This is a genomic window from Mariprofundus sp. KV, from assembly GCF_013387475.1.
GTDB lineage: Bacteria > Pseudomonadota > Zetaproteobacteria > Mariprofundales > Mariprofundaceae > Mariprofundus.
Genome location: NZ_VWNB01000005.1, coordinates 98,600 through 119,175, shown reverse-complemented (window position 1 = coordinate 119,175; position 20,576 = coordinate 98,600). Strand labels below are relative to the sequence as shown.

General features: G+C 47.6%; 21 protein-coding genes. 17 read left to right on the top strand and 4 right to left on the bottom strand.

Features of this window, described 5'->3' with window-relative positions; all coding sequences use genetic code 11:
- Positions 1–102 precede the first annotated feature (102 nt).
- Genes hypA through F3F93_RS05505 form a run of 6 tightly spaced genes read left to right on the top strand, consistent with a single transcriptional unit; the run spans position 103 to position 4,840 of the window.
- A complete protein-coding gene (hypA, locus tag F3F93_RS05530; protein WP_176958169.1) occupies positions 103–444 on the top strand; it encodes a hydrogenase maturation nickel metallochaperone HypA in 342 nt (113 codons plus the stop codon).
- Positions 444–1,301 carry a hydrogenase nickel incorporation protein HypB gene (gene hypB, locus F3F93_RS05525; RefSeq protein ID WP_176958168.1) on the top strand — a complete coding sequence of 286 codons (858 nt, stop codon included), beginning with the start codon at positions 444–446 and terminating at the stop codon, positions 1,299–1,301. The genes hypA and hypB overlap by 1 nt, the downstream gene beginning before the upstream one ends.
- A complete protein-coding gene (locus F3F93_RS05520) occupies positions 1,301–1,528 on the top strand; it encodes a HypC/HybG/HupF family hydrogenase formation chaperone (protein ID WP_176958167.1) in 228 nt (75 codons plus the stop codon). Before hypB ends, F3F93_RS05520 begins: the two co-directional genes overlap by 1 nt.
- Positions 1,525–2,640, top strand: coding sequence for a hydrogenase formation protein HypD (gene hypD / locus F3F93_RS05515; protein ID WP_176958166.1), 1,116 nt, complete (start codon positions 1,525–1,527; stop codon positions 2,638–2,640). Before F3F93_RS05520 ends, hypD begins: the two co-directional genes overlap by 4 nt.
- Entirely contained in the window at positions 2,637–3,662 is a 1,026-nt protein-coding gene (gene hypE / locus F3F93_RS05510) for a hydrogenase expression/formation protein HypE (RefSeq protein ID WP_176958165.1), read from the top strand. Before hypD ends, hypE begins: the two co-directional genes overlap by 4 nt.
- Before the next feature lie 2 nt (positions 3,663–3,664).
- Positions 3,665–4,840, top strand: a complete 1,176-nt coding sequence (locus F3F93_RS05505; protein WP_176958164.1) for a carbamoyltransferase HypF — start codon at positions 3,665–3,667, stop codon at positions 4,838–4,840.
- A gap of 41 nt (positions 4,841–4,881) precedes the next feature.
- Here the strand turns inward: F3F93_RS05505 and F3F93_RS05500 are convergent, their stop codons facing one another.
- Positions 4,882–5,391, bottom strand: a complete 510-nt coding sequence (locus tag F3F93_RS05500; protein ID WP_176958163.1) for a peptidylprolyl isomerase — start codon at positions 5,389–5,391, stop codon at positions 4,882–4,884.
- A gap of 362 nt (positions 5,392–5,753) precedes the next feature.
- On the opposite strand from F3F93_RS05500, the gene F3F93_RS05495 reads away from it, so the two are divergent.
- Positions 5,754–6,944, top strand: coding sequence for an ATP-binding protein (locus tag F3F93_RS05495; protein ID WP_176958162.1), 1,191 nt, complete (start codon positions 5,754–5,756; stop codon positions 6,942–6,944).
- A 932-nt stretch (positions 6,945–7,876) separates the two neighbouring features.
- Here the strand turns inward: F3F93_RS05495 and F3F93_RS05490 are convergent.
- The 3 genes from F3F93_RS05490 to F3F93_RS05480 all read right to left on the bottom strand — a co-directional run bounded on the left by F3F93_RS05490 (position 7,877) and on the right by F3F93_RS05480 (position 9,741).
- A complete protein-coding gene (locus tag F3F93_RS05490; RefSeq protein ID WP_241697006.1) occupies positions 7,877–8,404 on the bottom strand; it encodes a M48 family metalloprotease in 528 nt (175 codons plus the stop codon).
- Positions 8,404–9,351 carry a hypothetical protein gene (locus F3F93_RS05485; RefSeq protein WP_176958160.1) on the bottom strand — a complete coding sequence of 316 codons (948 nt, stop codon included), beginning with the start codon at positions 9,349–9,351 and terminating at the stop codon, positions 8,404–8,406. The genes F3F93_RS05490 and F3F93_RS05485 overlap by 1 nt, the downstream gene beginning before the upstream one ends.
- 129 nt (positions 9,352–9,480) lie before the next feature.
- Positions 9,481–9,741: a hypothetical protein gene (locus F3F93_RS05480; RefSeq protein WP_176958159.1), complete on the bottom strand. Its 261-nt coding sequence runs from the start codon at positions 9,739–9,741 to the stop codon at positions 9,481–9,483.
- Between the two features lie 228 nt (positions 9,742–9,969).
- Here F3F93_RS05480 and F3F93_RS05475 point away from each other — a divergent pair, with 228 nt between their 5' ends.
- The 10 genes from F3F93_RS05475 to F3F93_RS05435 all read left to right on the top strand — a co-directional run bounded on the left by F3F93_RS05475 (position 9,970) and on the right by F3F93_RS05435 (position 20,539).
- Positions 9,970–10,338, top strand: a complete 369-nt coding sequence (locus tag F3F93_RS05475; protein WP_176958158.1) for a hypothetical protein — start codon at positions 9,970–9,972, stop codon at positions 10,336–10,338.
- Positions 10,339–10,521: 183 nt separating this feature from the next.
- Positions 10,522–11,373 carry a hypothetical protein gene (locus tag F3F93_RS05470; protein WP_176958157.1) on the top strand — a complete coding sequence of 284 codons (852 nt, stop codon included), beginning with the start codon at positions 10,522–10,524 and terminating at the stop codon, positions 11,371–11,373.
- Between the two features lie 351 nt (positions 11,374–11,724).
- Complete coding sequence (locus tag F3F93_RS05465; protein WP_176958156.1) at positions 11,725–12,465, top strand: metallophosphoesterase; 741 nt, start codon at positions 11,725–11,727, stop codon at positions 12,463–12,465.
- A 111-nt stretch (positions 12,466–12,576) separates the two neighbouring features.
- Positions 12,577–13,494 (top strand): hydroxymethylbilane synthase, encoded by a 918-nt coding sequence (hemC, locus tag F3F93_RS05460; RefSeq protein ID WP_176958155.1) that lies wholly within the window; start codon positions 12,577–12,579, stop codon positions 13,492–13,494.
- 160 nt (positions 13,495–13,654) lie between these two features.
- Positions 13,655–14,974, top strand: a complete 1,320-nt coding sequence (dnaB, locus tag F3F93_RS05455; protein WP_347239205.1) for a replicative DNA helicase — start codon at positions 13,655–13,657, stop codon at positions 14,972–14,974.
- A gap of 186 nt (positions 14,975–15,160) precedes the next feature.
- Positions 15,161–15,790, top strand: coding sequence for a hypothetical protein (locus F3F93_RS05450; protein ID WP_176958153.1), 630 nt, complete (start codon positions 15,161–15,163; stop codon positions 15,788–15,790).
- A gap of 73 nt (positions 15,791–15,863) precedes the next feature.
- On the top strand, positions 15,864–17,552 hold the full coding sequence (locus tag F3F93_RS05445) for a hypothetical protein (RefSeq protein ID WP_176958152.1): 1,689 nt from the start codon (positions 15,864–15,866) through the stop codon (positions 17,550–17,552).
- Between the two features lie 118 nt (positions 17,553–17,670).
- Positions 17,671–18,240, top strand: coding sequence for a hypothetical protein (locus F3F93_RS05440; RefSeq protein ID WP_176958151.1), 570 nt, complete (start codon positions 17,671–17,673; stop codon positions 18,238–18,240).
- 35 nt (positions 18,241–18,275) lie between these two features.
- Positions 18,276–18,410, top strand: coding sequence for a hypothetical protein (locus tag F3F93_RS12625; protein WP_277816516.1), 135 nt, complete (start codon positions 18,276–18,278; stop codon positions 18,408–18,410).
- Between the two features lie 419 nt (positions 18,411–18,829).
- Positions 18,830–20,539 (top strand): hypothetical protein, encoded by a 1,710-nt coding sequence (locus tag F3F93_RS05435; RefSeq protein WP_176958150.1) that lies wholly within the window; start codon positions 18,830–18,832, stop codon positions 20,537–20,539.
- The last annotated feature ends 37 nt before the right edge of the window (positions 20,540–20,576 follow it).

Below are 20,576 nucleotides of genomic sequence, written 5' to 3'. Positions count from 1 at the left end.
TGCCATGGAGATGCTGTCGGCAGGTTTGATGGACAGGAGGGTTGTGCGGGATGTGCCTGTGGCACTATAATTTTGCAACGGCATCATTTGAGGTAGACGGCTATGCACGAAATCTCTCTCTGTGAGAGTTTATTGAAGGTTATTGAAGATAGCGCCTCACAACAGAATTTTTCTCAGGTGAAAACGGTATGGCTGGAGCTGGGCAGGTTCTCCTGTGTGGAGCCTGATGCGATGCGTTTCAGTTTTGATGTGGTGATGAAGGGCACGCTGGCTGATGGCGCCAGACTTGAGTTGCTTGAGCTGCCTGCCAGAGTCTGGTGCAGCAAATGTTTAAAAGATGTAGAGATTCAACAGCGTTATGATGCCTGCCCAAGCTGTGGCGATTACAGGTTGCAGATTTCCGGTGGTGAAGAGATGCGAATAAAAGAGCTGGAGGTGGTCTGATGTGTACGGTTTGCGGTTGTGGTGAAGGCGAAGCAACCATTGAAGGTCACGAACATCACCACCATCATCATGAAGAGGGGCACAGCCACTCCCATGCAGATGGCCATGGTGATCACAACCATGATTATGGGCAGGGCGCTGCCCGTGCACATGCTCCGGGTTTGAGCCAGACGCGTATGGTGCAGATTGAGCAGGATATCCTTAGTAAAAATAACCAGTACGCCGATGCCAATCGTCGCTATTTCAGTGAACATGGCATCTTGTCCCTGAATCTGGTTTCCAGCCCGGGTTCGGGTAAAACAACACTATTGACCGCAACGGTTTTGGCGCTGCTTGATCAGACACCTGTTGCCGTCATTGAGGGTGACCAGCAAACAGCTCTGGATGCAGATCGTATCCGCAAATCAGGTGCCAGAGCTGTGCAGATCAATACCGGCAAAGGGTGTCATCTGGACGCCCATATGGTTGGACATGCTGTCCAGGATTTGAAGCTGCAGCATGGCAGTGCACTGTTTATCGAAAATGTTGGCAATCTTGTCTGTCCGGCAGCATTTGATCTCGGTGAAGCGGCCAAGGTGGTGATCCTCTCGGTGACTGAAGGGGCTGATAAACCGTTGAAATATCCCGACATGTTTCATGCTGCAAGCCTGATGATACTCAATAAAATCGATCTGCTTCCCTATGTCGATTTTGATGTTGCTGCCTGCTGTGACTATGCCCGCCGTATCAATCCCGGCATCAGGATCATTCAGCTCTCCGCCACGACAGGCGAGGGGATGGAGACGTGGTTAGGCTGGATCAGAGCACATCTTGAAATTGCAAAAACTGGAGTCAACGTGCCGGGTGAAAACAGCTAATGTGTCTTGCTGTCCCCGCCCGGGTTGAGTCTCTGGATGCTGCTGCCTCTTCTGCTATCGTCAATCTGGATGGCATCCGCAAAGCGATCTCCACACAGCTGCTTGATGAGGTCGCGATCGGCGATTATGTACTGGTCCATGTCGGATATGCACTGGAGCGCATTGATCCGGATGAGGCGGAGAAGACCCTGCTGCTGTTTGATGAGCTTAAGGCCATTGAGCCATGAAGTATGTCGATGAGTTTCGTGATGGCGAGAAGGCGCGCCGAATAGCTGCGCTGATTGAGCAGGAGGTTGAGGCGGATCGTGACTACCGTCTGATGGAGTTCTGTGGTGGTCATACACATGCAATCTTCCGCTTCGGTCTGCATGCGTTGATGCCTTCGAATCTGAAATATGTGCATGGGCCGGGTTGCCCGGTCTGTGTGTTGCCCGCCGGTCGTATTGAGGCTGCAATTCAACTGGTCGAGGCTGAGAAGCTTATTCTCTGCACCTATGCCGATCTGATGCGGGTACCGGCAGGTAAGCGGGACTCTCTGCACAGGGCAAAGGCGCGTGGTGCAGATATTCGCATGGTCTACTCTGTTAACGATGCGCTGGCGATTGCGCGCAACAATCCTGAGCAGCAGGTGGTTTTCTTTGCCATCGGTTTTGAGACCACCACTCCACCTACGGCGGTGGCTATTCAAATTGCTCAGGCCGAGGGACTAAAGAATTTTTTAGTATACTGCAATCATGTGCAGACACCGCCTGCGATGTCGCACCTGCTGGCCAGTGGTGAGGTCTCTATCAACGGAATCCTCGGCCCTTCACATGTCAGCACCATTATCGGTAGTGACGCTTATGCCGACTGCTGTAATAACCACCATATCCCGATCGTGATTGCAGGCTTTGAACCACTGGATGTGATGCAATCAACACTGTTGCTGGTGCGTCAGATCAATGCGGGGCGTTGCGAGGTGGAGAATCAGTATAGTCGAGCGGTAACTCCCGATGGTAACCGCAAAGCACAGGCGTTGATGGCGAATGTGTTTGAACAGCGGCCGCTGTTTGAGTGGCGAGGGCTGGGTGCCCTGCCCGATAGTGCCATTCAGATCAGATCAGAGTATGCAGATTTTGATGCCGAAAAACGATTCGCTATCACCGATATTGCAACCGCAGATATCAAAGGCTGTATCTGCCCGGCGGTACTCAGGGGACTAAATGATCCTGACGAGTGCAAGTTGTTTGCTACAGCCTGTACGCCTGAAGAGCCGAAGGGGGCATGCATGGTCTCATCAGAGGGTGCATGTGCCGCGCACTACAGCTATGGCCGCTTTAAAAGTGAGACAGGCGCATGAGTCGGCTGGATATCCAACATGGTGTAGTAGAGATGGCGCACGGCAGTGGTGGCAGGGTCTCGGCAACGTTAATTGATGAGCTGTTTATTCGCCATTTCGATAATGCGCTGTTAAAGCAGGGCAACGACAGCGCGCAGTTTGAAGCTCCGGCAGGGCGCATGGTGATGAGCACCGATGCCCATGTGGTATCGCCACTGTTTTTCCCCGGTGGTGATATCGGTTCGCTCTCTGTGCATGGAACTATCAATGATGTGGCCATGAGTGGCGCTAAACCACTCTACCTCTCTGCCAGTTTTATTCTCGAAGAGGGTTTTGCGCTGGCAGAACTGGAGAGCATCGTAATCTCTATGGCAGCGGCCAGCAGAGAGGCCGGGGTGCCGGTTATTACCGGTGATACCAAGGTGGTGGAACGCGGCAAAGGTGACGGGGTATTTATCAGTACCACTGGTATTGGTGTTGTGCCTGATAACGTTCAGATCTCAGGTGACAGGGCAGAGGCAGGTGATCTGATTCTTATCAGTGGTTATATCGGTGATCATGGTACAGCCATTCTCTCCAGCCGCGAGGGACTGGAGTTCGCCACAACCATTGTGTCGGATTCAGCAGCGCTGCATGGTCTGGTTGCTGCGATGGTTGAAGCAGCACCCGAGATCCACTGTCTGCGTGATCCCACTCGCGGTGGCCTGGCCACCACACTCAATGAGCTGAGCAGACAGTCGGCAGTCGGTATGCAGATCCGGGAGGCGGATATTCCTGTGCGTGCCGAGGTGAGAGGTGCCTGTGAGCTGCTCGGACTTGATCCACTGTATATCGCTAATGAAGGCAAGCTGGTCTGCATCTGTCCGGCTCAATCTGCAGAAGCACTCCTGAATGTGATGCAAAATTATCCGTTAGGTAGCGATGCCGCCATCATTGGGGAGGTGGTTAGCGATAACGCTCATCTGGTTACCATGAAGACACGCTTCGGTGGTCAACGCGTTGTAGACTGGTTGGCTGGTGAACAGTTACCGCGTATCTGCTGAAGATGAGTGGCCCATTCACCATCCAGATTGATCTGCCCGGTGGTTTTGAAGGTGCAGGCGCTACTCTGGCGCTCGGTGGTGAGTTAAAGAGCAGTCTCTGTCTGATTCGTGATGGCCGCGCACAGCTCACTGAGGCGATCGGTGATCTGGAGCAGGAAGATATCTATCGCCATTTCATCAGGCAGGTCGAGAGTCAGTTTGAAGGGATTTTACCCGTTCGGCTTGTCATCGACAGACACCCGGATTACCTATCATCACAATGGGGCGAAAAGCTGGCCCGGCAACATGGAATAGAACTGACCGCCATACAACACCACCATGCCCACATTGCGGCTGTCATGGCAGATAATGCACGACCCATCGATACAAAACCGGTTCTGGGCTTTGCCTTGGATGGTCTCGGTTTTGGCGATGATGGCACCATCTGGGGTGGTGAGATCCTGCTGGCCGATTATCATGGATTTCAGCGGTTGGCCTGTTTTCAACCGGTTGCCATGCTTGGGGGTGCTGCAGCGATTCATGAACCGTGGCGTAATACTATGGCGCATCTCATGCCGCTATGGCATCAGGTTTCTGATCAATTCATTGATGTGGATATTGTGCAATTTCTACAAGGTAAGCCGGTTTCAGTGCTGAAAAACATGATCGAAAGCGGTCTCAATTCACCTCCGGCCTCATCCTGTGGGCGCCTGTTTGATGCGGTGGCCGCTGCTCTGGGGGTCTATCGTGAGCGGGTGGAGTTCGAGGCGCAGGCTGCCATCAATCTTGAACAGCTTGCCACCAGCTGCTTTGAGGATGTAAGTCAGCCCTATGCCATGCAGCTGGATGAGGGGGATTGCCTGATACTGAACTGGCAACCGATGTGGTTGGAGATTTTATCGGATCTTCAGAACGGCGTTGAAGCAGCCCATATTGCATCGCGTTTTCACCACACATTGATTCATGCATTGACCCTTGTAGCTACGCAGTTGAGAGGGCAACACGGCTTTGATCGCATCGCACTCTCCGGTGGTGTGTTTCAGAATCGACTGCTCTCCAACTGGTTGCCCAAGGCACTTGCCGCACAAGGGTTCGAGGTGCTGCAGCATAAGCAGGTACCAGCTCATGATGGTGGTCTCTCACTTGGGCAAGCGGTGGTCGCTTCTGTGCAGGCACATAAAAAAAGCCCACAGCTATAAACTGCAGGCCTTTTTAAAAGGTTAATGTACTTGCGTAACAGTTAGTCGCAATCGCAGCCTTCACCACAGCAACCGTCATCACTGCCATGAACGTGACCATGCTCCAGCTCTTCTGCAGTGGCATCACGAATATCGGTGATCTCAACGTCAAAATGGAGGTTCTGGCCAGCCAGAGGGTGGTTGCCATCAACAGTGATGTTGTCACCATCAACGTCTGTAATACGTACGATCTGAACGCCTTCGCCATCAGGCAGCTCAGCCTGGAACTCCATGCCTACCTCAATGTTATCAACGCCATCAAACAGTTCAGCTGAAACAATCTCAACCATAGCCGGATCAAACTCTCCATAGGCGTCGGCAGCTTCAAGAGAGACTTTCAGCTTATCACCAACGCTCTTGCCCTCCAGCGCCAGCTCCAGGCCAGGAACGATATTCTCTTCGCCATGCAGATAAGGCATCGGCTCACCACCGGCTGATGTGTCGATGATGGTGCCCTGATCATTGGTCAGGGTGTAGTGGAATGAAACAACTTTATGGTTGGTGATCTGCATGTTTATCTCCTGTTTTCCGGGTCGAATGACTTCATAAGAGGTCTGAATGTAAAAAGGCCCGGAAGCTTATCGCATGCCGGGCTTTTAATGTTTGTTTGCTATGCAGGCTTTGATAAATCCAACCCGGAACCCGTCGCGGCGGCAAGAGTAGTCACAGACTTTTTAATAGCAAGCAGTTAGCTGCATGGGTGTGCAGGTCTATGTAGCTCAAAGCTGGTTGAGTGTCCCAGAATTTGTCGCCATTGGCGATAGCTGTTATTTCACTTGAAGGGTGAATTCTGGAGTAAACTATTCAAGCTTTATGGGTTGTCTTTTGAGTAAAATTACCTTTACTATTGAGTAATTTGCATTACAATGACAGCATGTATAATCGACCAATATTTCAAAAGATCGAAAAAAGAATAGCCGAATCAAGGCGTTTCATACAAGTGCTGGCTGGCCCGAGACAGGTTGGAAAAACAACGCTGGCAAGGCAGTTGATAGCAGCATCTCATCACGCGGTGCATTTTGCTTCAGCAGATGCTCTGGCTGCAGAAGACCGGCAGTGGATACGTCAACAATGGGAGATAGCACGCTTCAAGTTAAGTCAAAGTGAATCCAAAGAAGGGCTGCTGATTCTGGACGAGATTCAGAAAGTTCCCGACTGGTCGGAAGTGATAAAGTCCCTGTGGGATGAAGACACCAACAATGGACTTCCTCTGAAAGTCATGATTCTTGGCTCATCACCCCTTCTGGTTCAACGGGGGCTCACAGAAAGTCTGGCGGGTCGTTTTGAGATCATTCCGGTTCGGCACTGGTCATTCAAAGAGATGCAGGATGCCTTTGATGTGTCGCTGGATGAGTATGTCTATTTTGGCGGTTATCCAGGCGCAGCAGATCTCCGGAAGGATGAAGGTCGTTGGAAAAACTATATTGTCGACTCGCTGATTGAGACGACGATTTCCCGCGACATATTGCTCATGACTCAGGTGAATAAGCCGGCGCTGCTCAGGCAGTTATTCTATCTGGGATGCCAGTATTCCGGTCAGATTCTCTCTTATCAGAAGATGGTGGGGCAGATGCAGGATGCAGGCAATACGACGACGCTGGCGCATTATTTGGAGCTGCTCGCGGGAGCAGGCATGTTGTGCGGAATATCTAAATACGCCGGCCAGCAAGTCAGGCAGCGAGGCTCCAGTCCTAAACTGCAAGTTATAGATATGGCGCTAATGTCTGCGTTATCCAGGCAGGGTTTTACGTCGGTTCGAAGTGACCCTGAACTGTGGGGGCGATGGATTGAATCAGTGGTTGGTGCTCATCTGGTAAACAGTTCAATCGAATATGGGTTTGAGTTGTTTTACTGGCGCGACAGAGGGCGGGAAGTCGATTTTATTGTCCGCCACCAGGGGCGTTTGCTGGCAATCGAGGTCAAGAGCCATAAACGACAAACCGCATTGCCCGGCATGGATGCTTTTGTGAATGCATTTCACCCGGATAAAATCATGTTGATTGGAGGCGATGGTCTGGAAGTGGAACTGTTTTTGTCGATGGACGTAAATCAGTGGTTGCCATAACCCCTCCTAGAGGCAAGTGCTTGAATTGAATCACGAGATAAGCCGACTTCGGGAAGAAGCCCTGCAATTGCGGCGAGAGAATGACCAACTTAAGACGTTGTTGATTGAGCATGGGGTTGATTGGCGGGAAATCATTGAAGATCAGCATGAAGTTTCGGGGACATAAACTTAATTATTCAACAAGCATATTTTCAATAAAAAAGGGCCCGCAGTGATCAACTGCGAGCCCTTTGTATGTTTGGTTGCGGGGGCCGGATTTGAACCGACGACCTTCGGGTTATGAGCTCGTGCGAATGCTATGTTGTTAAATGGTGTTATGCAATTAGAGCTTGTTTTATATGGGCTTTTTCTGACCTTCGGGCATCTGTAATAGCCTCCCGATAAGCACATCCTAGCCCATTTTAGTCCACGAACGTAAAGGTGGCATTTTGTGCTAATGTAAAGTCAATTTGTTGCCAATGTTATTCCAATAATATGCCAAACCATCAATAGTCGGATTCGAAAGAATTTCAAAAGGAACGTCAATAGTTGAATGCTTTCAATCACGTCGATTGGCTTAATCGTGGTCGTTTAGTCTTATGATCCGAGTGTCTGGGATTCGAGTCCTTGAAACGCCACCGTACATTGCCTGTTGGCAATGATTAGGACATCCCTTTTTGTCTTTATGTGGTGGCATCCCTCACCGTTTAAAACTGGATACAGCATCACCATATAAACCATTTTTGTCCCTCTGACTCTTATAATCATTGAGTTTCAAGGAGGTGAGTAAATGAGAATATTGCTAATTACACTGGGAGTATTGTTCGTGATGGCAGTGGCATACTTAGAGGTGTTTCATGTTGGTGGAAAGTATGACTCTGTAGCAGAGCACTCTGCAATCGAACGTGTTTGATCAATCGTCATCACGAGAGTGAAATATGAGGTTGTGATCGTCAGCCTTTTTCGTTTAATCGGGCATACAGAAATGATGCCTCATTGTCTGCGGCAACCTCTATCGAATCGATCTTTAGCAGAACTGACTTAGCTACTGAGTGTATGGAAAGGGATGATGCCGTATGCATCACCCAGGTTAGAAAACCGAGTCTGATTGCATCACCACGTTTTATATGTGCTATTTCGTGGCAAATAGTTTGGGTTAAATGATTCAACCCATCGTCTCTGGAGTCGCAATGCTCTAGCAGTTCATCTGTCAGGTAGAGCTCAGGTCGGATGATTGCAGCAATCATAAAGGCGTTTGGCAGTGATGCGCGGCGAACATAGAGTTGAGGAGGAGCAACCCCTGCAGTGTTCGCAACCACTTCAACCAGCGTATTTAACTCAGCGGAAATTTCAGGTTTGGCAAGCTCTACTATTTCGACATGTGGATGCCTTTTCAGTCTCCTCCATGCCCAGACAAGCTGGGTTACAATTAACATGAAGGCTGCTGCGATGATCAATGTGAAATAGAAGATGATCGCCATCAATTGAGAAGTCGCTGGAATGCGGTCCAGGTGCATTTATCCAGGCTGTACGGGATGTATTGTCTTCCCGATTGGAATTGCCCTGTAAGTTGGTTTAGTACTTTGTCCTCGAAATGATCTTGTTTCAGGTTCCTGAGGGTAAGCATAACCTCCCCGGTTGAACCTTCCCGATAGAGGATATAGGGCAGCAATGCCTCTCCATCGATAATCAATATTTCCGAATCATGGACTGCAGTGGCTGCTTTTCTGCAAACTTCGACAAAACTTTTATCGAGATCAGATACCGTCTTCTCAAAGATCACATGAATGCGTCCTGGCCTTGCGAGCTTGATAGAAATATCGGGGTTTCCACCAACATCTGCATATGAGTGACGACGCAGGAGCAAAGGATCCATTGCGGGGTCAATAGCCAGCGAGTCTTCATCCATCTCAACGAGCTGAAGCCAGCTTCCGATATAGGTGTTGTCAAACATCTCGGTTAAGGGTTCTTTGGTATCCCGAATATTCTTATTGCCATATTTCTCTTTCAGTTTTTTTGCCAGATTCGGAATCACAACGGGATCTTCCGTGAAAGCATTATCTATCGCATGGAGTAGACCATTGAGCATGACATGCAGTCGTTTGTCGTCTTTGCCGGGAGGGTTGATTGCATCAAGCCAGAATTGGAACATCTCTCTGAATGTATGAAACTTTTTGGCCATGACATAGCCACTCTTCTCGGAACCGGATAGACCGAAGACCCTGTCCATCTCCTGCATGTACCGACTGGCTTTTTTTCTGGCGGCTTCTGAGCTCTTGGATACCTCTTCCGAGAGATAGAACTCAGCAAGACTTTTCACCGATATGCGTTCTGCTGAAATATGGTTGTTCGGCAGGTTTTTGACCAACCGCTGCAAGCGAACGGCAAGGGCTATCAGCAGTACATTGCGGGAATATTCACTTTTCAATTTGGCTTATGCTCCTTGTCTGTTTGTTCAATCAAATTGCCGCCGATACTTTCATGTCATAAGACAATTACTGTATTTAATGTTGATGCATGCAATGCAGGATAGCCCGATGATTTAATCTCTACATGGTTAGGTCAAGTTCCTTAATCGAGATCGCCACCTTTGCTTTGCATTTGTACGCCATTCTCTCCCATTTGCTTCTTTCCAGCCGAGCCAGTTCTGGTAATCCCATAGGTAAATTGCATCCATTATAGAGTCATCAGGCACAGGATGGGCTCCTCCATACATGAAGGCCTCAACATAGATACGTTCTTCCTGGTGCATCTCCGATAATCGGACATAACGATAACCATCACCAGCGTGTATCGGAGGATGTGCAAACTCACTCATCTAAGTCTCCCTGTTGTCGTTAGCGTGCTGTGTAATCGTGGAATCTTTGCATATGAACGGACAAAAACAGTTTCCTGTTTTCAGGCCAACTCATAGCACTTCATCAGAGGGGTGTTAGTCAGATCACATGTACCATATTTGTCCGACTCCTCAATAACTTTCCACTTATTCCGACATCGCAATCTATTCAGATGAAGGTAATTAAGACTTATTCAAGGAGAGAAAATAATGAGTGAAGAAGTTATTTCAGTTGATCAAGCGCAACAGCTTGAGGACGCGGAAGCTAAATCAAACAAGAAAATCACAATGATCGTATATGCTCTGCAGGCGGCAGGAGTACTCCTGCTAGTACCGATAATAGCTGCGGTCATTGTCAATTATATGAGAAAGGATGACGTGCAGGGAACCTGGCTGGAATCACACTTCCGTTGGCAAATAAGGACCTTCTGGTTTTATCTTCTTTGGACTGTCATTGGTTTCGCCACTCTGTTTATTGTGGTTGGGATGGTTGTGCTCGTAGCGGCCTCGGTTTGGTATATCTACCGCATTGCCAAGGGTTGGATGCGCTTTTCAGATGGAAAAGAGATGTATGCATGAGCGCCTCATCTGACTGCAATAAGGATGCCGATGAGTGTGGTTTCACTGATCGTCATGACCGAATGAAATGTCGGTTGATCCGATAAAATAAATAAACAGGTCCCTTATCAAACAGTTTTTGTTTTCGAGGGTGAGAGTTTTAAATTAAGAGCTAATTGCTCAATTCAAAATAGGAGAGGGTATATGAAGAAAATGGTATGGGTTGGTGCCGGCATCGTTTGTGCAGCATTAATTGGTTACAAGGTGTACGCCGATCAGGTTGTGGATAAGCAGGTGCGTGCAGCACTGGAAAGCCAGGGTGTGAGTCAGCAGGTGCGTTACGATGATGTTAGCGTCGGTTTGTTTGGAGGTGTGACTTTTGATCATGTTGTGATTGGTTCTGCAGGTGATATCACCTTTGATAAAGTTGTGGTTAGTTCTGTTGATCGTGAAGCGCTAAAGAAAGGGGAGTTGCCGACCTATGGCTCCGTCTCTTTCAATGGCTATGAACTGGCGATGACAGAAGATAGGATGAAAAAAGACTTCTCGCTATTGTATCAAATGGGCTACCGAGACATTCAGGGGGACTTGAATGTTACCTATAAATACTCCCCTGCCGACAAGATCCTGAATATTCAGGATGTGAGCATCGCCATGGATGAACTGGGCAAGGTTTCAGGCAAGCTATCTTTGAAGGCCTCTCTCGACTTTTTGAAGAATCCGAGGCAGCTGGTGGCGTCGCTGGAGAGGGCTAAGCTACTGTCAGCCGGTCTGAAATTTGAGAATGATGGCTTGGTTGAAAGCGGTTTTGCGATGTATGAAAGACAGGATCATAAGGATCGTGACCAGATCTTATCAGAACTAAACAGGAAGGTTCAGCGAGCTCCTCAGGGGAACGAGAAAAAAGCGGCGACAGCATTCCGGGATTTTGTGGATGGGGGGCATGAGTTCGGCGTTTCGATTGAATCATCCAGCGATATGCCCCTATTACGAGTGTTGGCTGCTTTTTCAACGGGCGATTTTCGCGGCTTGAATCTGGAGTTTCACGGAAGTTAACCAGCCACCTGCGATGATGACAGGGTTATAGGTCTGTTCACACTAATTTTCTAGCAGAGGGATACTGGTGGTGCTGCAGGTTGCAATGGTCGCGGTCTCAATCTGGTACGTCTATCGACTCATCAAAGGTGTCATGCGCTATAGGCAGGCTCAGCCAGTAGGTTAATACTAGGGGGAGGGTGGAGCTTCTATGGGCAGTGAATCGAAGCTGATGCACTGTTAGAAAAAACTCCACTCTCCCTGCTATCTGGATGGTTTGATTCGTTTCCTGTGCGTCAAGTTCAACACTCCACCCATTGAGGTCTCATAGAGGGGGAGGGCTTTTCACTTTCCATTGAAGCGGAGTTTTCCATGAAGTTACATATTCTGTCCGATATCCACCTTGAGAATGCACCATTCCAAGCCCCGCAAACGGATGCTGACGTAGTTCTCCTGGCCGGCGATATTGCGGAAGGTGTTGCAGGCGTAACCTGGGCAATCGATAAATTTCAGGTGCCGGTGGTCTATGTGTGCGGCAACCACGAATTTCACGATTCTGATTCTACAATGATCGAACATTTAGATGCTATAAAAGATGCGGCATCGGGATCAAATGTCATTGTGTTGGATAATGAGGAGACCGTGATAGGAGGTGTACGCTTTCTGGCTTCGACGATGTGGACTGATTTGAGCAACTTTGGCTCCGTGCTCTACTGCGATCATGACTACATCATTGTCGAGTATTCACCGGGTAGCGCGCCGACTCACTTTTCGGTTGAGCATCAACAGCAATATTTTGAGAAAAATCGTGCGTGGCTGCGTTCAGCACTACAGCGGCCGTTTGATGGAAAGACAGTGGTTGTAACCCATCATGCGCCAAGCTTAAAAAGCCTGCACCCGCAATACATGAATAATCCCTGGACCCCGTGCTTCATTACAGATATGGAAGCGTTGATGCCGGGTATTGATCTATGGGTACACGGGCATACCCATAACTGCTTCGATTATCATATTGGCAACACAAGGGTGGTCTGTAATCCGAGAGGGAATCCGAACTCTCTTGGAGGCTGGGAGAACCGTATGTTTAACCCAGCGATGGTTGTGGAACTTTAATTCGAACTGTTGTGATGAAGCCAGATACCCTCTGCCATAAACCATTTTTGTCCTGAACCTCTGCAAAATCTCCATATTGCCCCTACGGGGAGAAAAGTAACGGAGAAACCCATGACTCATATCAGAATCGCAACACGGAGATCACCGCTGGCCCTGTGGCAAGCAGAGTATGTTGCTGCAGAGCTGAAGAAGCTTGATAGCGAGATCACTACCGAGCTGATCAAGATCAAGACCAGCGGGGATATCTTTACCGATGTTCCTCTTGCACGAATTGGGGGCAAGGGCTTATTTACCAAAGAGATCGACCTTGCACTTCTCAATGGTGATGCTGATATCGCTGTACATTCGATGAAGGATGTCCCTGTCGAGCTTCCAGCGGGCACCTCGATTCGAGCTTTTCCAAAACGTGAGGATCCGCGTGATGCCGTGGCAACCGTGACTGGCGGAGGACTGGATACAATGCCAGAAGGGGCACGTATTGGTACATCAGCACTCAGGCGTATAACTCAGCTTAAACATCACTATCCGCATTTCGAATATGTGCCTATCCGGGGAACTATCCAGAAAAGACTCTCCAAGCTTGGTGATAGCGTGGATGCTGTGATCTTGGCAGCAGCCGGTGTTCGCCGTATGGGCATGGAACAACAGATGCATGACTTTGTGGACACTGCGACACTATTACCGGCTGTGGCTCAAGGAACCCTAGGTATCCAAACATGCGATAGAGACGATGAACTCAATACGCTGGTCGATCGTCTGAACGATCATGAAACGATGGTGCGAACAGTTGCAGAGCGAACCTTTCTTGCCCGCCTTGAGGGTGGATGCCAAGTGCCGATTGCCGCGTTCGCAACAGTGAATGGCGATGAGCTGCATCTTGATGGGCTGGTCGGTGAACTGGATGGATCACGCATTATCCGAAAAGAGATTCGTAGCCCAATAAGTGAAGCTGAGAGCCTTGGGCGGCAGCTGGCCGATCAGCTTTTGGCTGATGGTGCAGGTGAAATCCTGACGCGCTTATATCAATGAAAAAACCTCTGCAGGACAGTTTTTGTCCAGGCGTGATTTATCCTGATCGGCATGAAAATAATCCCTGAGGAAATCAGAGGGGGAGTGCCGGGGGGGGGCAATGACCAACAACAAGCAAGTGAAGCAGCATGCCGATAATGGATATGCTCTAGGGAGTCTAGTGTACTTTAGTTCATTTGATGCTGAGCGGGCGGTGCTCGGGAGAATCATGCTTGATGCCGAGGCACTGGAACGACTGGAGGGCTCACTGCAGCCTGAACACTTCTATGTAGAGCCCAATGCCCAGATATTCCATGTCATTCAGGAGCTGGCTGCGCGCGGCCAACCGGTTGATGCGTTTACGATCAAAGATCATCTCGAACAACGTGACGAACTAGCCTCAATCGGTGGCGAAGCCTATCTGGCTGATCTCGTCACTTCTGCTCCTAGTTCCATCAATGTAAAATATTACGCTGATCTTGTTCGCGAGCGCTCAGCCATGCGTGACCTGCTCTCTGTCTGTAGTGGCGTCTTCCGCGATGCTTACGAAGAGACAGACCGAGATGTGAATGAACATCTCGATATGGCAGAGAGTAATATTCTGGCCATTGCCGAAAAGTTTAACCGCTCACGCCCTTTCTTTGCCAAAATGTCCGACCTGATGCTGCAGAGCTACAAAGAGCTGGAGGATCGTTTCGCCTCCAAGGAGGTCGTTACAGGTATTACTACAGGTTTCGAGGAGCTGGATGAGATGACCTCGGGTTTACAGCGCGGCGAGCTGATTATTATTGCCGGCCAGCCAGGCATGGGCAGAAGCAGCCTCCTGATGAATCTGGCTGCCAATGCCGCTCTTCGCGCCAAGGGTGATGACTCCGGCGTGGTTGCGTCATTCTCACTGGACAATTCTAGCCAGGAGATCGCCATGCGTATGCTGGCTAGAGAGGCCCGCGTGGATATGCAGTCTCTCAAAACCGGACGTTTTACCCCCGATGACTGGCGCGCGCTTGCAGCCGCCAGTGGTTCTTTGGCTGAGTCAAAAATACATATAGGCGATAATACGGCCATCTCCGTTATGGAAATACGTTCCAAATGCCGTCGTCTCAAGCGCGAAAACAGGGGACTCGATCTGATACTGATCGATGACCTTCAGCTTATGATAGCCCAGGAAGGTTCAGCGGAGGATGAACAGGAAATCTCCCGTATTATGAAATCACTAAAGAAGTTGGCAAAAGAGCTAAATGTACCTGTCATCGTTCTTTCCCGCTTTAACTATGATCTGGATAGACCAACACCATTGGATTGTCGAAGAGTGATGTCTAAGATCAAGGAACACAGCGCTGTAGAGCGGAATGCTGACGTGTTGATGTTTGTATGCTCTGACAATGAAGGTGAAGAGCAGGCTAAAGCCGAGGTTGTTATTGCAAAGCAGCGCAATGGACCGGTTGGCAGAGTGACGTTGAATTTTGCACGTAAATACCTCCGTTTTGATTCGCAGCAGTAGCCATACAGTTTTTGTCCATGATCTAAATAACATTCCTTATAACCCGTTAGTTAAATGGCTCCTGATTGAAGTTTAGGCGCTGTTTAGCGGGAAATTAATTCAGGAGGGGGAGTATGAGGATTGAAATTATCATTGGTCCGGAAAGTGGGCGCGCACGTACCGAAAGAAGGATTAAAGAAGGCGAGTATGAGTAATCGTGCAGTGATTAAACGATTCAAATGCCTTGCTATAGCGACATGTCTTCTCGCAATAGCGGTATGTCTGATTACAAATGGAAATGCGGTTGCCGAAGAGGTGGCTGAACATCCATTTGATGTGTCCGATCTCGTTGAGAGCTGTAATTCCATCAGGGCTTATTTGGTCACATCTGTAAAGAGGGAGGATGTGGGAAAAGAGGTTCCAGATCTGACTCAGTTGATTAGAAAAGGCTGCCTAGCACCTCTACAACAACCAAAGAAGTATTTTAATGATCCGGACAGCTTTTTTGAAAGTACATTTCCGGGGGCTTCAAGTGAGCCACTGACGGATCTCACCAGCCTGTCTCCCGAAGAGAGGGTTAATAACCGATATATGTTCGAGTACATACACAAATCCGGGATAATCCGTGGACGAGATATACCCATTTATTATACCACTACCATTTCGGAAACATATAAGCACTGGAATGGAACTGAAAGGGTTTCGGAGTTTCGTCCAAACCTTGCCAGAAGTACAATGATGGTAATCGCATTTGAATATTTCGTTGGCCCCGAATTCAGGAAAAGACACCGTGAATGGCGGGAATCTCAGTTGCAGCAGTTACAAGTATACGAGTGATCCATTGAACAAGGCTATACCAGCCAAATATGTCTAAAAATCATCAATCAATATAATGAAAAGGAGTTTTTGCATGAAAAAAAGATTTATCATTGCTTCAGTCGCTATGGCACTGCTGACGGGGTGCTCAGCCTCAGAGGATGTTGAAAATGCCAAGAAAGCTTTGGAGGAGGGGGCTTCTCCGCAGCGTGTTATTGCAGCTGCCTGTACGTCCGGAAAAATGGATGTGGTTGAATATATCCAAAATGAAAAGCAAGTGAAACTGGAGTCCCGGAACTACTTTAATGCAGTTGCTGCGGTTGATCAAAAAGGGGCATGTATGGATTACATGCTCGCAAATGGAATTAATGTGCCACAAGGTTTGATCTTAGAAGCTGTAAACAAGAAGAATATGCATACATTTGTTCCGGCTCTTATCGACAGTGGCGCTACAGTTTCTGAGGCGGATCTGTGGGGGCTGATCAAAAACTTCCCATTAGCAAAACTGCAAAGCTGGGATGCAGCCAAAAAGCTACCTGACTTCAAGACGCTTCCTATGTATCCGAAGGACCTATCCGAGGATAAGGTGAAATGGGTTATTCAGAACACGACAGAATTGAGCGATGGTGACTGGACCATGATTGTTGCTGAGGCCCCTGTTGAGTCTCTGGATGCATTGTTGGAGGCTGGTGGCAATCCGGATTTCGAATACAAAAGTTTCCATAGAAACGCTCATAATCGTGATTATCGTTTTATGCAGTTGTCAGATGAGAAGCTTCGCTGGCTGCTAAAACATCCTGAATTATTGGAGAACGCGATCAAGGAATTATCCTCGATTGTAGATTTACACAATGCCTCATTAGAGACGTTTGAGCTTTTGCTGGATACATATCCAGGTCTGTTGCATAAACGTGACCCGATCGGAAGCCTAATTTATGTTGAAAAAGGAAGCGAAAAGGAGGGCCTCAATCGTAAAAAGGTCGCACTCCTTATTGAAAAAGGCTCATTTCACAAAGTAGATGTTCTTGAACCCCTTGCAGAGCTGGGCTGGATTGATCTGCTTGAGAAGGAAATCAAGAGCTTCAATCCTGATAAAAAGGTTCTTGGAAGTTTATATAGTAATGCTTTTAATAAGAAATCATCTGACATGATGCGTTTTCTAAGGGGCTATCTTGGGAAAGATGCTGAGAAGTTTGTTTCGCAAGAGGACTTAAGAAGGCAGCTCATCACCTCGGTGTCGTGTGGTAAAGATGAAATCAGTGACTGGACAAAGTTTCTCGTGGAAGAGTTGAAGGTTAATGTTGTAAAACCAGATTTTTATGGTCCCAGAAGCGCCATTTCTACTGCAGTGGCTTCAGGGAAGTTGGAAGCGGTTAAATACCTTGTTGCTCACGGGGCGACTCTGGACACACGGACACATCATCATACAACTACGACTCATCGTTATAAGCGAATTGAAGAGCGTACACATAGCTGGATCGACGATCCACTCTATTATGCGCTGGAGGCATTGAGTTATGAGAAGGTTTTCAGGAGAGATGGGTACTGCAAGCTTGGCTCTGAGGAAATGGTCGACTACCTGCTTAATGCGGGTGTGAAAAACTCTCTACTTAATATTGGAGAGTACACAATTGAGGAATTGATCCGTTACAAACGATTGGACATTGTAAAGAAGCTTGTGGAAAAAGGTGTATCCGTGAAAGGACAGGCTCTGCTGGAGACTGTTTATCGAATGGGCGAAAATGATTTCGCCGCCTTTTTGAAAAAGAATGGAGCTATCTGATTTCTGATAAATGCCCTCTCCGGTTGCAGTCGTGTAGCTGGAGGGGGCGTCTTCGGAAATGGTGATCAACACTCTTGATCCCTGGATTTTTCATCACCTGACAATAAAGGAGTCTCATATGAAAATGTTATTTAAAGGGCTGAATACCCTCCTTTTTTTGCTGCTTATTCCGATGACATCTGGAGCAGAAGAGAGCATGAGCATACAGCAGGCGTGTGATCAGCTTCCAGAAGAGTATCACTCTTTATGTTCTGCCTGGGATGGCAGAGGGAAAGAGGTATTTAACATGCCTGAAAGAGCAAAAACGATATCTCAGCAGTGCGCTGAAATTATACCTGAGATCTTTGAACAAGATGTTGAATTTTATGGCTCAGCCAAAAACAGTGCCGGTAGCTATAGAACCAGTCCACAAAACCTGGAAGTTGTTAACTATGTGATAAATGAGGCTGGGAGAATGGATGGCGAAGTCTCTATGTCTAGGTGGTTTGAATTTTTCATGGAAAACGATCAAACGCATGGGTGGATTAAAGACAAGGGTGGTTTCTCAAACAGCTATCAGACATATCTAGTGAGCAAGATTGCCGATGATTTGTCTCCGGAAGATGGGGTGGTTCATATCTCTAACACCATGCATCTGTGTGAACTGTTTGCAGCTTGGAATTTTAGAAATGCCATATTGGGTAAATAGCACCTTAATTGGTTGGTGATCAAAAGGAGGATGAGATGGTCAATCACGATTCAAACCCTGAAGCTGAGAATGGATGCTCAGTCACCTGGCTTCACCTGACACCGGCACTGTTTGTTTTTCTTTTCCTGATTGCTTCGGTGATGGCGATGGGTGTCTCTTTTCAAGGCTGACATCAATGGAAGGAGAAGTGCATGGAAATCACTATCGCAGAGACAAAAAATAAAGAGGAGGAGATCAGGGATATCACCCTGATTACATCGGGGATGACTATCAGCACCTCTCCATGGCCTTTTTGTTGGGGGAGACCTTTGCTCACACCTTGTCGAAGATCAATGAAACCCCGAAGCCGGAGACAGGTTTGCTTAACACCCTGATGGGAAATCCACGCATTGCGGATGCTATGCATGCAGTGCTTCTTAAGGAGTAGAAATAATTCACTAATGGAATGTATAGGTTGACGAAAAAAGCTCTCGATAATCCAACTTTCAAATTCATCCAGACTTAGGCAAAGTCGCCTTTGGCAAGCTGGGTGCTATACACTACTGCTACTAATAGGTGACATTCAGTGGATTCATAAAAAGGGGGGGGGATGGTTCGGAATATTCCAATTGTTGTTGGGGTTATTGGGGATATAGCCCCAAGTGTGTTAGGCGATGCGCTTGAAAAGATAGAGAAAACATGTGCTTATTCCTCAATCTATCTGTTAATTTCTGATGCTGATAAGAAGGCGTTAGCATTGCCAGACCAGATACATGTGGCATCCGTAGATGTGCTTTTCCAAAATCAGGAAGAAGCAATCAAAGGCGAATTGATCTCAGCCTATATCTTAAGGCATGCACATGTGTTGCTCACTGGCTCTAACCCAGTGGATAGTGAAAAGCTTCAGAATCGTATGCTTAACAGTGAACTGGGGCACCTTTATACAGGCGCAAGTGTTGAAGACTCGTTGATTCCAGAAGTGCCTGTATTGCAGGAAAAGAATTCCCTGATTCTCTGGAACTTGGAAGAAGTGGCAGAGTTTGATTGGGCGAGAGAGTGGGAAGCTGCATCGAAACCTGATTCTGATACTGGGTCAGATGAAGATGGTTTTTATAAGAATGCTATACGAAGCCTGAGGGCAATTAATGACTTTAATGAAAAATCTCAATTAGAAATGACATCCAAGGTGTGGAGCGATGGTCGTAAATGGTTTTTATTCGCTCAGAATGAGATTAAAGAAAAGAATGATGATAATGTGGAAGTACTGCTGACAAGCCGTCCGGCTTTGGAGTCATCGGAACAAGAAGGTGTAGAGTTACTGGCTGATATTTATGCTTCAGCCAACACCTTAGCTAATAGCACTCAAGAACATTCATTTCGGAATTTCACAATTCTGTCAGTAATTGCCGCTATCGCTATGGTGTGCTTTGTATATTTTGACCGTGTTGAGGATGCCTCATGGCACTGGAATCTTGGTTTTGTTCTTTTTGCCATGTTTGCGTGGCTGTTATCTTGGTTTTTTGGGCGGAAAAAACATCACCTTCTTCATTTGCAATATCGTTCACTTGCAGAAGGGATTCGTATCCAGGCTGCGTGGTTCATGGTGGGGCTTCAGTCCTCAGTGATTGATTATTACCCTGCCAAGCAAAAGCAAGAGTTAGGATGGATTATTGAGGCTATGCGGGGGATACATGCCATTTTACCATATAATCGCCAGAAAACACCATTCTCTAAATCACGTATCGACTTTATTAGGCATGGCTGGCTACTAGATCAGAAGAAATATTTAGAGGGGAAAATTCAGGGAAGTGAGACCAGCTATAAGCAGCAATTTAAAAGCTATAAAAATATGGTTTTTTGGAGTCAGTTTCTTGGCAAATGGCCTTTAAGAGTGGGTGTTGGATTAGCTACCTATTTAGGGCTTACCAAAATGGAAGTTGACCATCCACCTGAATTCATACAACAATTGAAGGATATGCTTTTGCAATTTATGCCCCTTGAAACTTGGCAGTTAGCATGTGTTCCTGATTGGCTTCTTGGTCTATTCATCGTAATCCCGATAGCGGTTTCACTGGTTGTTTCGAGATATGCTAGTGCTATACAAATTGAGGCAGAGGCAGATTGGTATGAATCATCCCTTGGGTTTTATAGTCGTGCGAATATGCAGCTTGAGAACTATAGTGGAGATTTGGCTGGAGACAGGGAGATGGCCTCGGCAGTCTCTCTTCGACTAGGAAGGGCTATATTGCATGAACAAGCCGCTTGGGTCGACATGCATAAGCAGATGGATCTGTTCGAATCTGTCGAGAGTAAAGATTAAAATGCTGTGTGGAAATGAGATAGACCTCATTAACGCT

Coding starts and splice junctions, on each gene's coding strand:
- hypD (WP_176958166.1), top strand. CDS start 1,525: ATGAAGTATGTCGATGAGTTTCGTGATGGCGAGAAGGCGCGCCGAATA.
- F3F93_RS05520 (WP_176958167.1), top strand. CDS start 1,301: ATGTGTCTTGCTGTCCCCGCCCGGGTTGAGTCTCTGGATGCTGCTGCC.
- hemC (WP_176958155.1), top strand. CDS start 12,577: ATGACTCATATCAGAATCGCAACACGGAGATCACCGCTGGCCCTGTGG.
- F3F93_RS05475 (WP_176958158.1), top strand. CDS start 9,970: ATGAGTGAAGAAGTTATTTCAGTTGATCAAGCGCAACAGCTTGAGGAC.
- hypA (WP_176958169.1), top strand. CDS start 103: ATGCACGAAATCTCTCTCTGTGAGAGTTTATTGAAGGTTATTGAAGAT.
- F3F93_RS05505 (WP_176958164.1), top strand. CDS start 3,665: ATGAGTGGCCCATTCACCATCCAGATTGATCTGCCCGGTGGTTTTGAA.
- hypB (WP_176958168.1), top strand. CDS start 444: ATGTGTACGGTTTGCGGTTGTGGTGAAGGCGAAGCAACCATTGAAGGT.
- F3F93_RS05495 (WP_176958162.1), top strand. CDS start 5,754: ATGTATAATCGACCAATATTTCAAAAGATCGAAAAAAGAATAGCCGAA.
- F3F93_RS05465 (WP_176958156.1), top strand. CDS start 11,725: ATGAAGTTACATATTCTGTCCGATATCCACCTTGAGAATGCACCATTC.
- F3F93_RS05500 (WP_176958163.1), bottom strand. CDS start 5,391: ATGCAGATCACCAACCATAAAGTTGTTTCATTCCACTACACCCTGACC.
- F3F93_RS05440 (WP_176958151.1), top strand. CDS start 17,671: ATGAAAATGTTATTTAAAGGGCTGAATACCCTCCTTTTTTTGCTGCTT.
- F3F93_RS05490 (WP_241697006.1), bottom strand. CDS start 8,404: ATGGCGATCATCTTCTATTTCACATTGATCATCGCAGCAGCCTTCATG.
- F3F93_RS12625 (WP_277816516.1), top strand. CDS start 18,276: ATGGTCAATCACGATTCAAACCCTGAAGCTGAGAATGGATGCTCAGTC.
- F3F93_RS05450 (WP_176958153.1), top strand. CDS start 15,161: ATGAGTAATCGTGCAGTGATTAAACGATTCAAATGCCTTGCTATAGCG.
- F3F93_RS05435 (WP_176958150.1), top strand. CDS start 18,830: ATGGTTCGGAATATTCCAATTGTTGTTGGGGTTATTGGGGATATAGCC.
- F3F93_RS05480 (WP_176958159.1), bottom strand. CDS start 9,741: ATGAGTGAGTTTGCACATCCTCCGATACACGCTGGTGATGGTTATCGT.
- hypE (WP_176958165.1), top strand. CDS start 2,637: ATGAGTCGGCTGGATATCCAACATGGTGTAGTAGAGATGGCGCACGGC.
- F3F93_RS05445 (WP_176958152.1), top strand. CDS start 15,864: ATGAAAAAAAGATTTATCATTGCTTCAGTCGCTATGGCACTGCTGACG.
- F3F93_RS05470 (WP_176958157.1), top strand. CDS start 10,522: ATGAAGAAAATGGTATGGGTTGGTGCCGGCATCGTTTGTGCAGCATTA.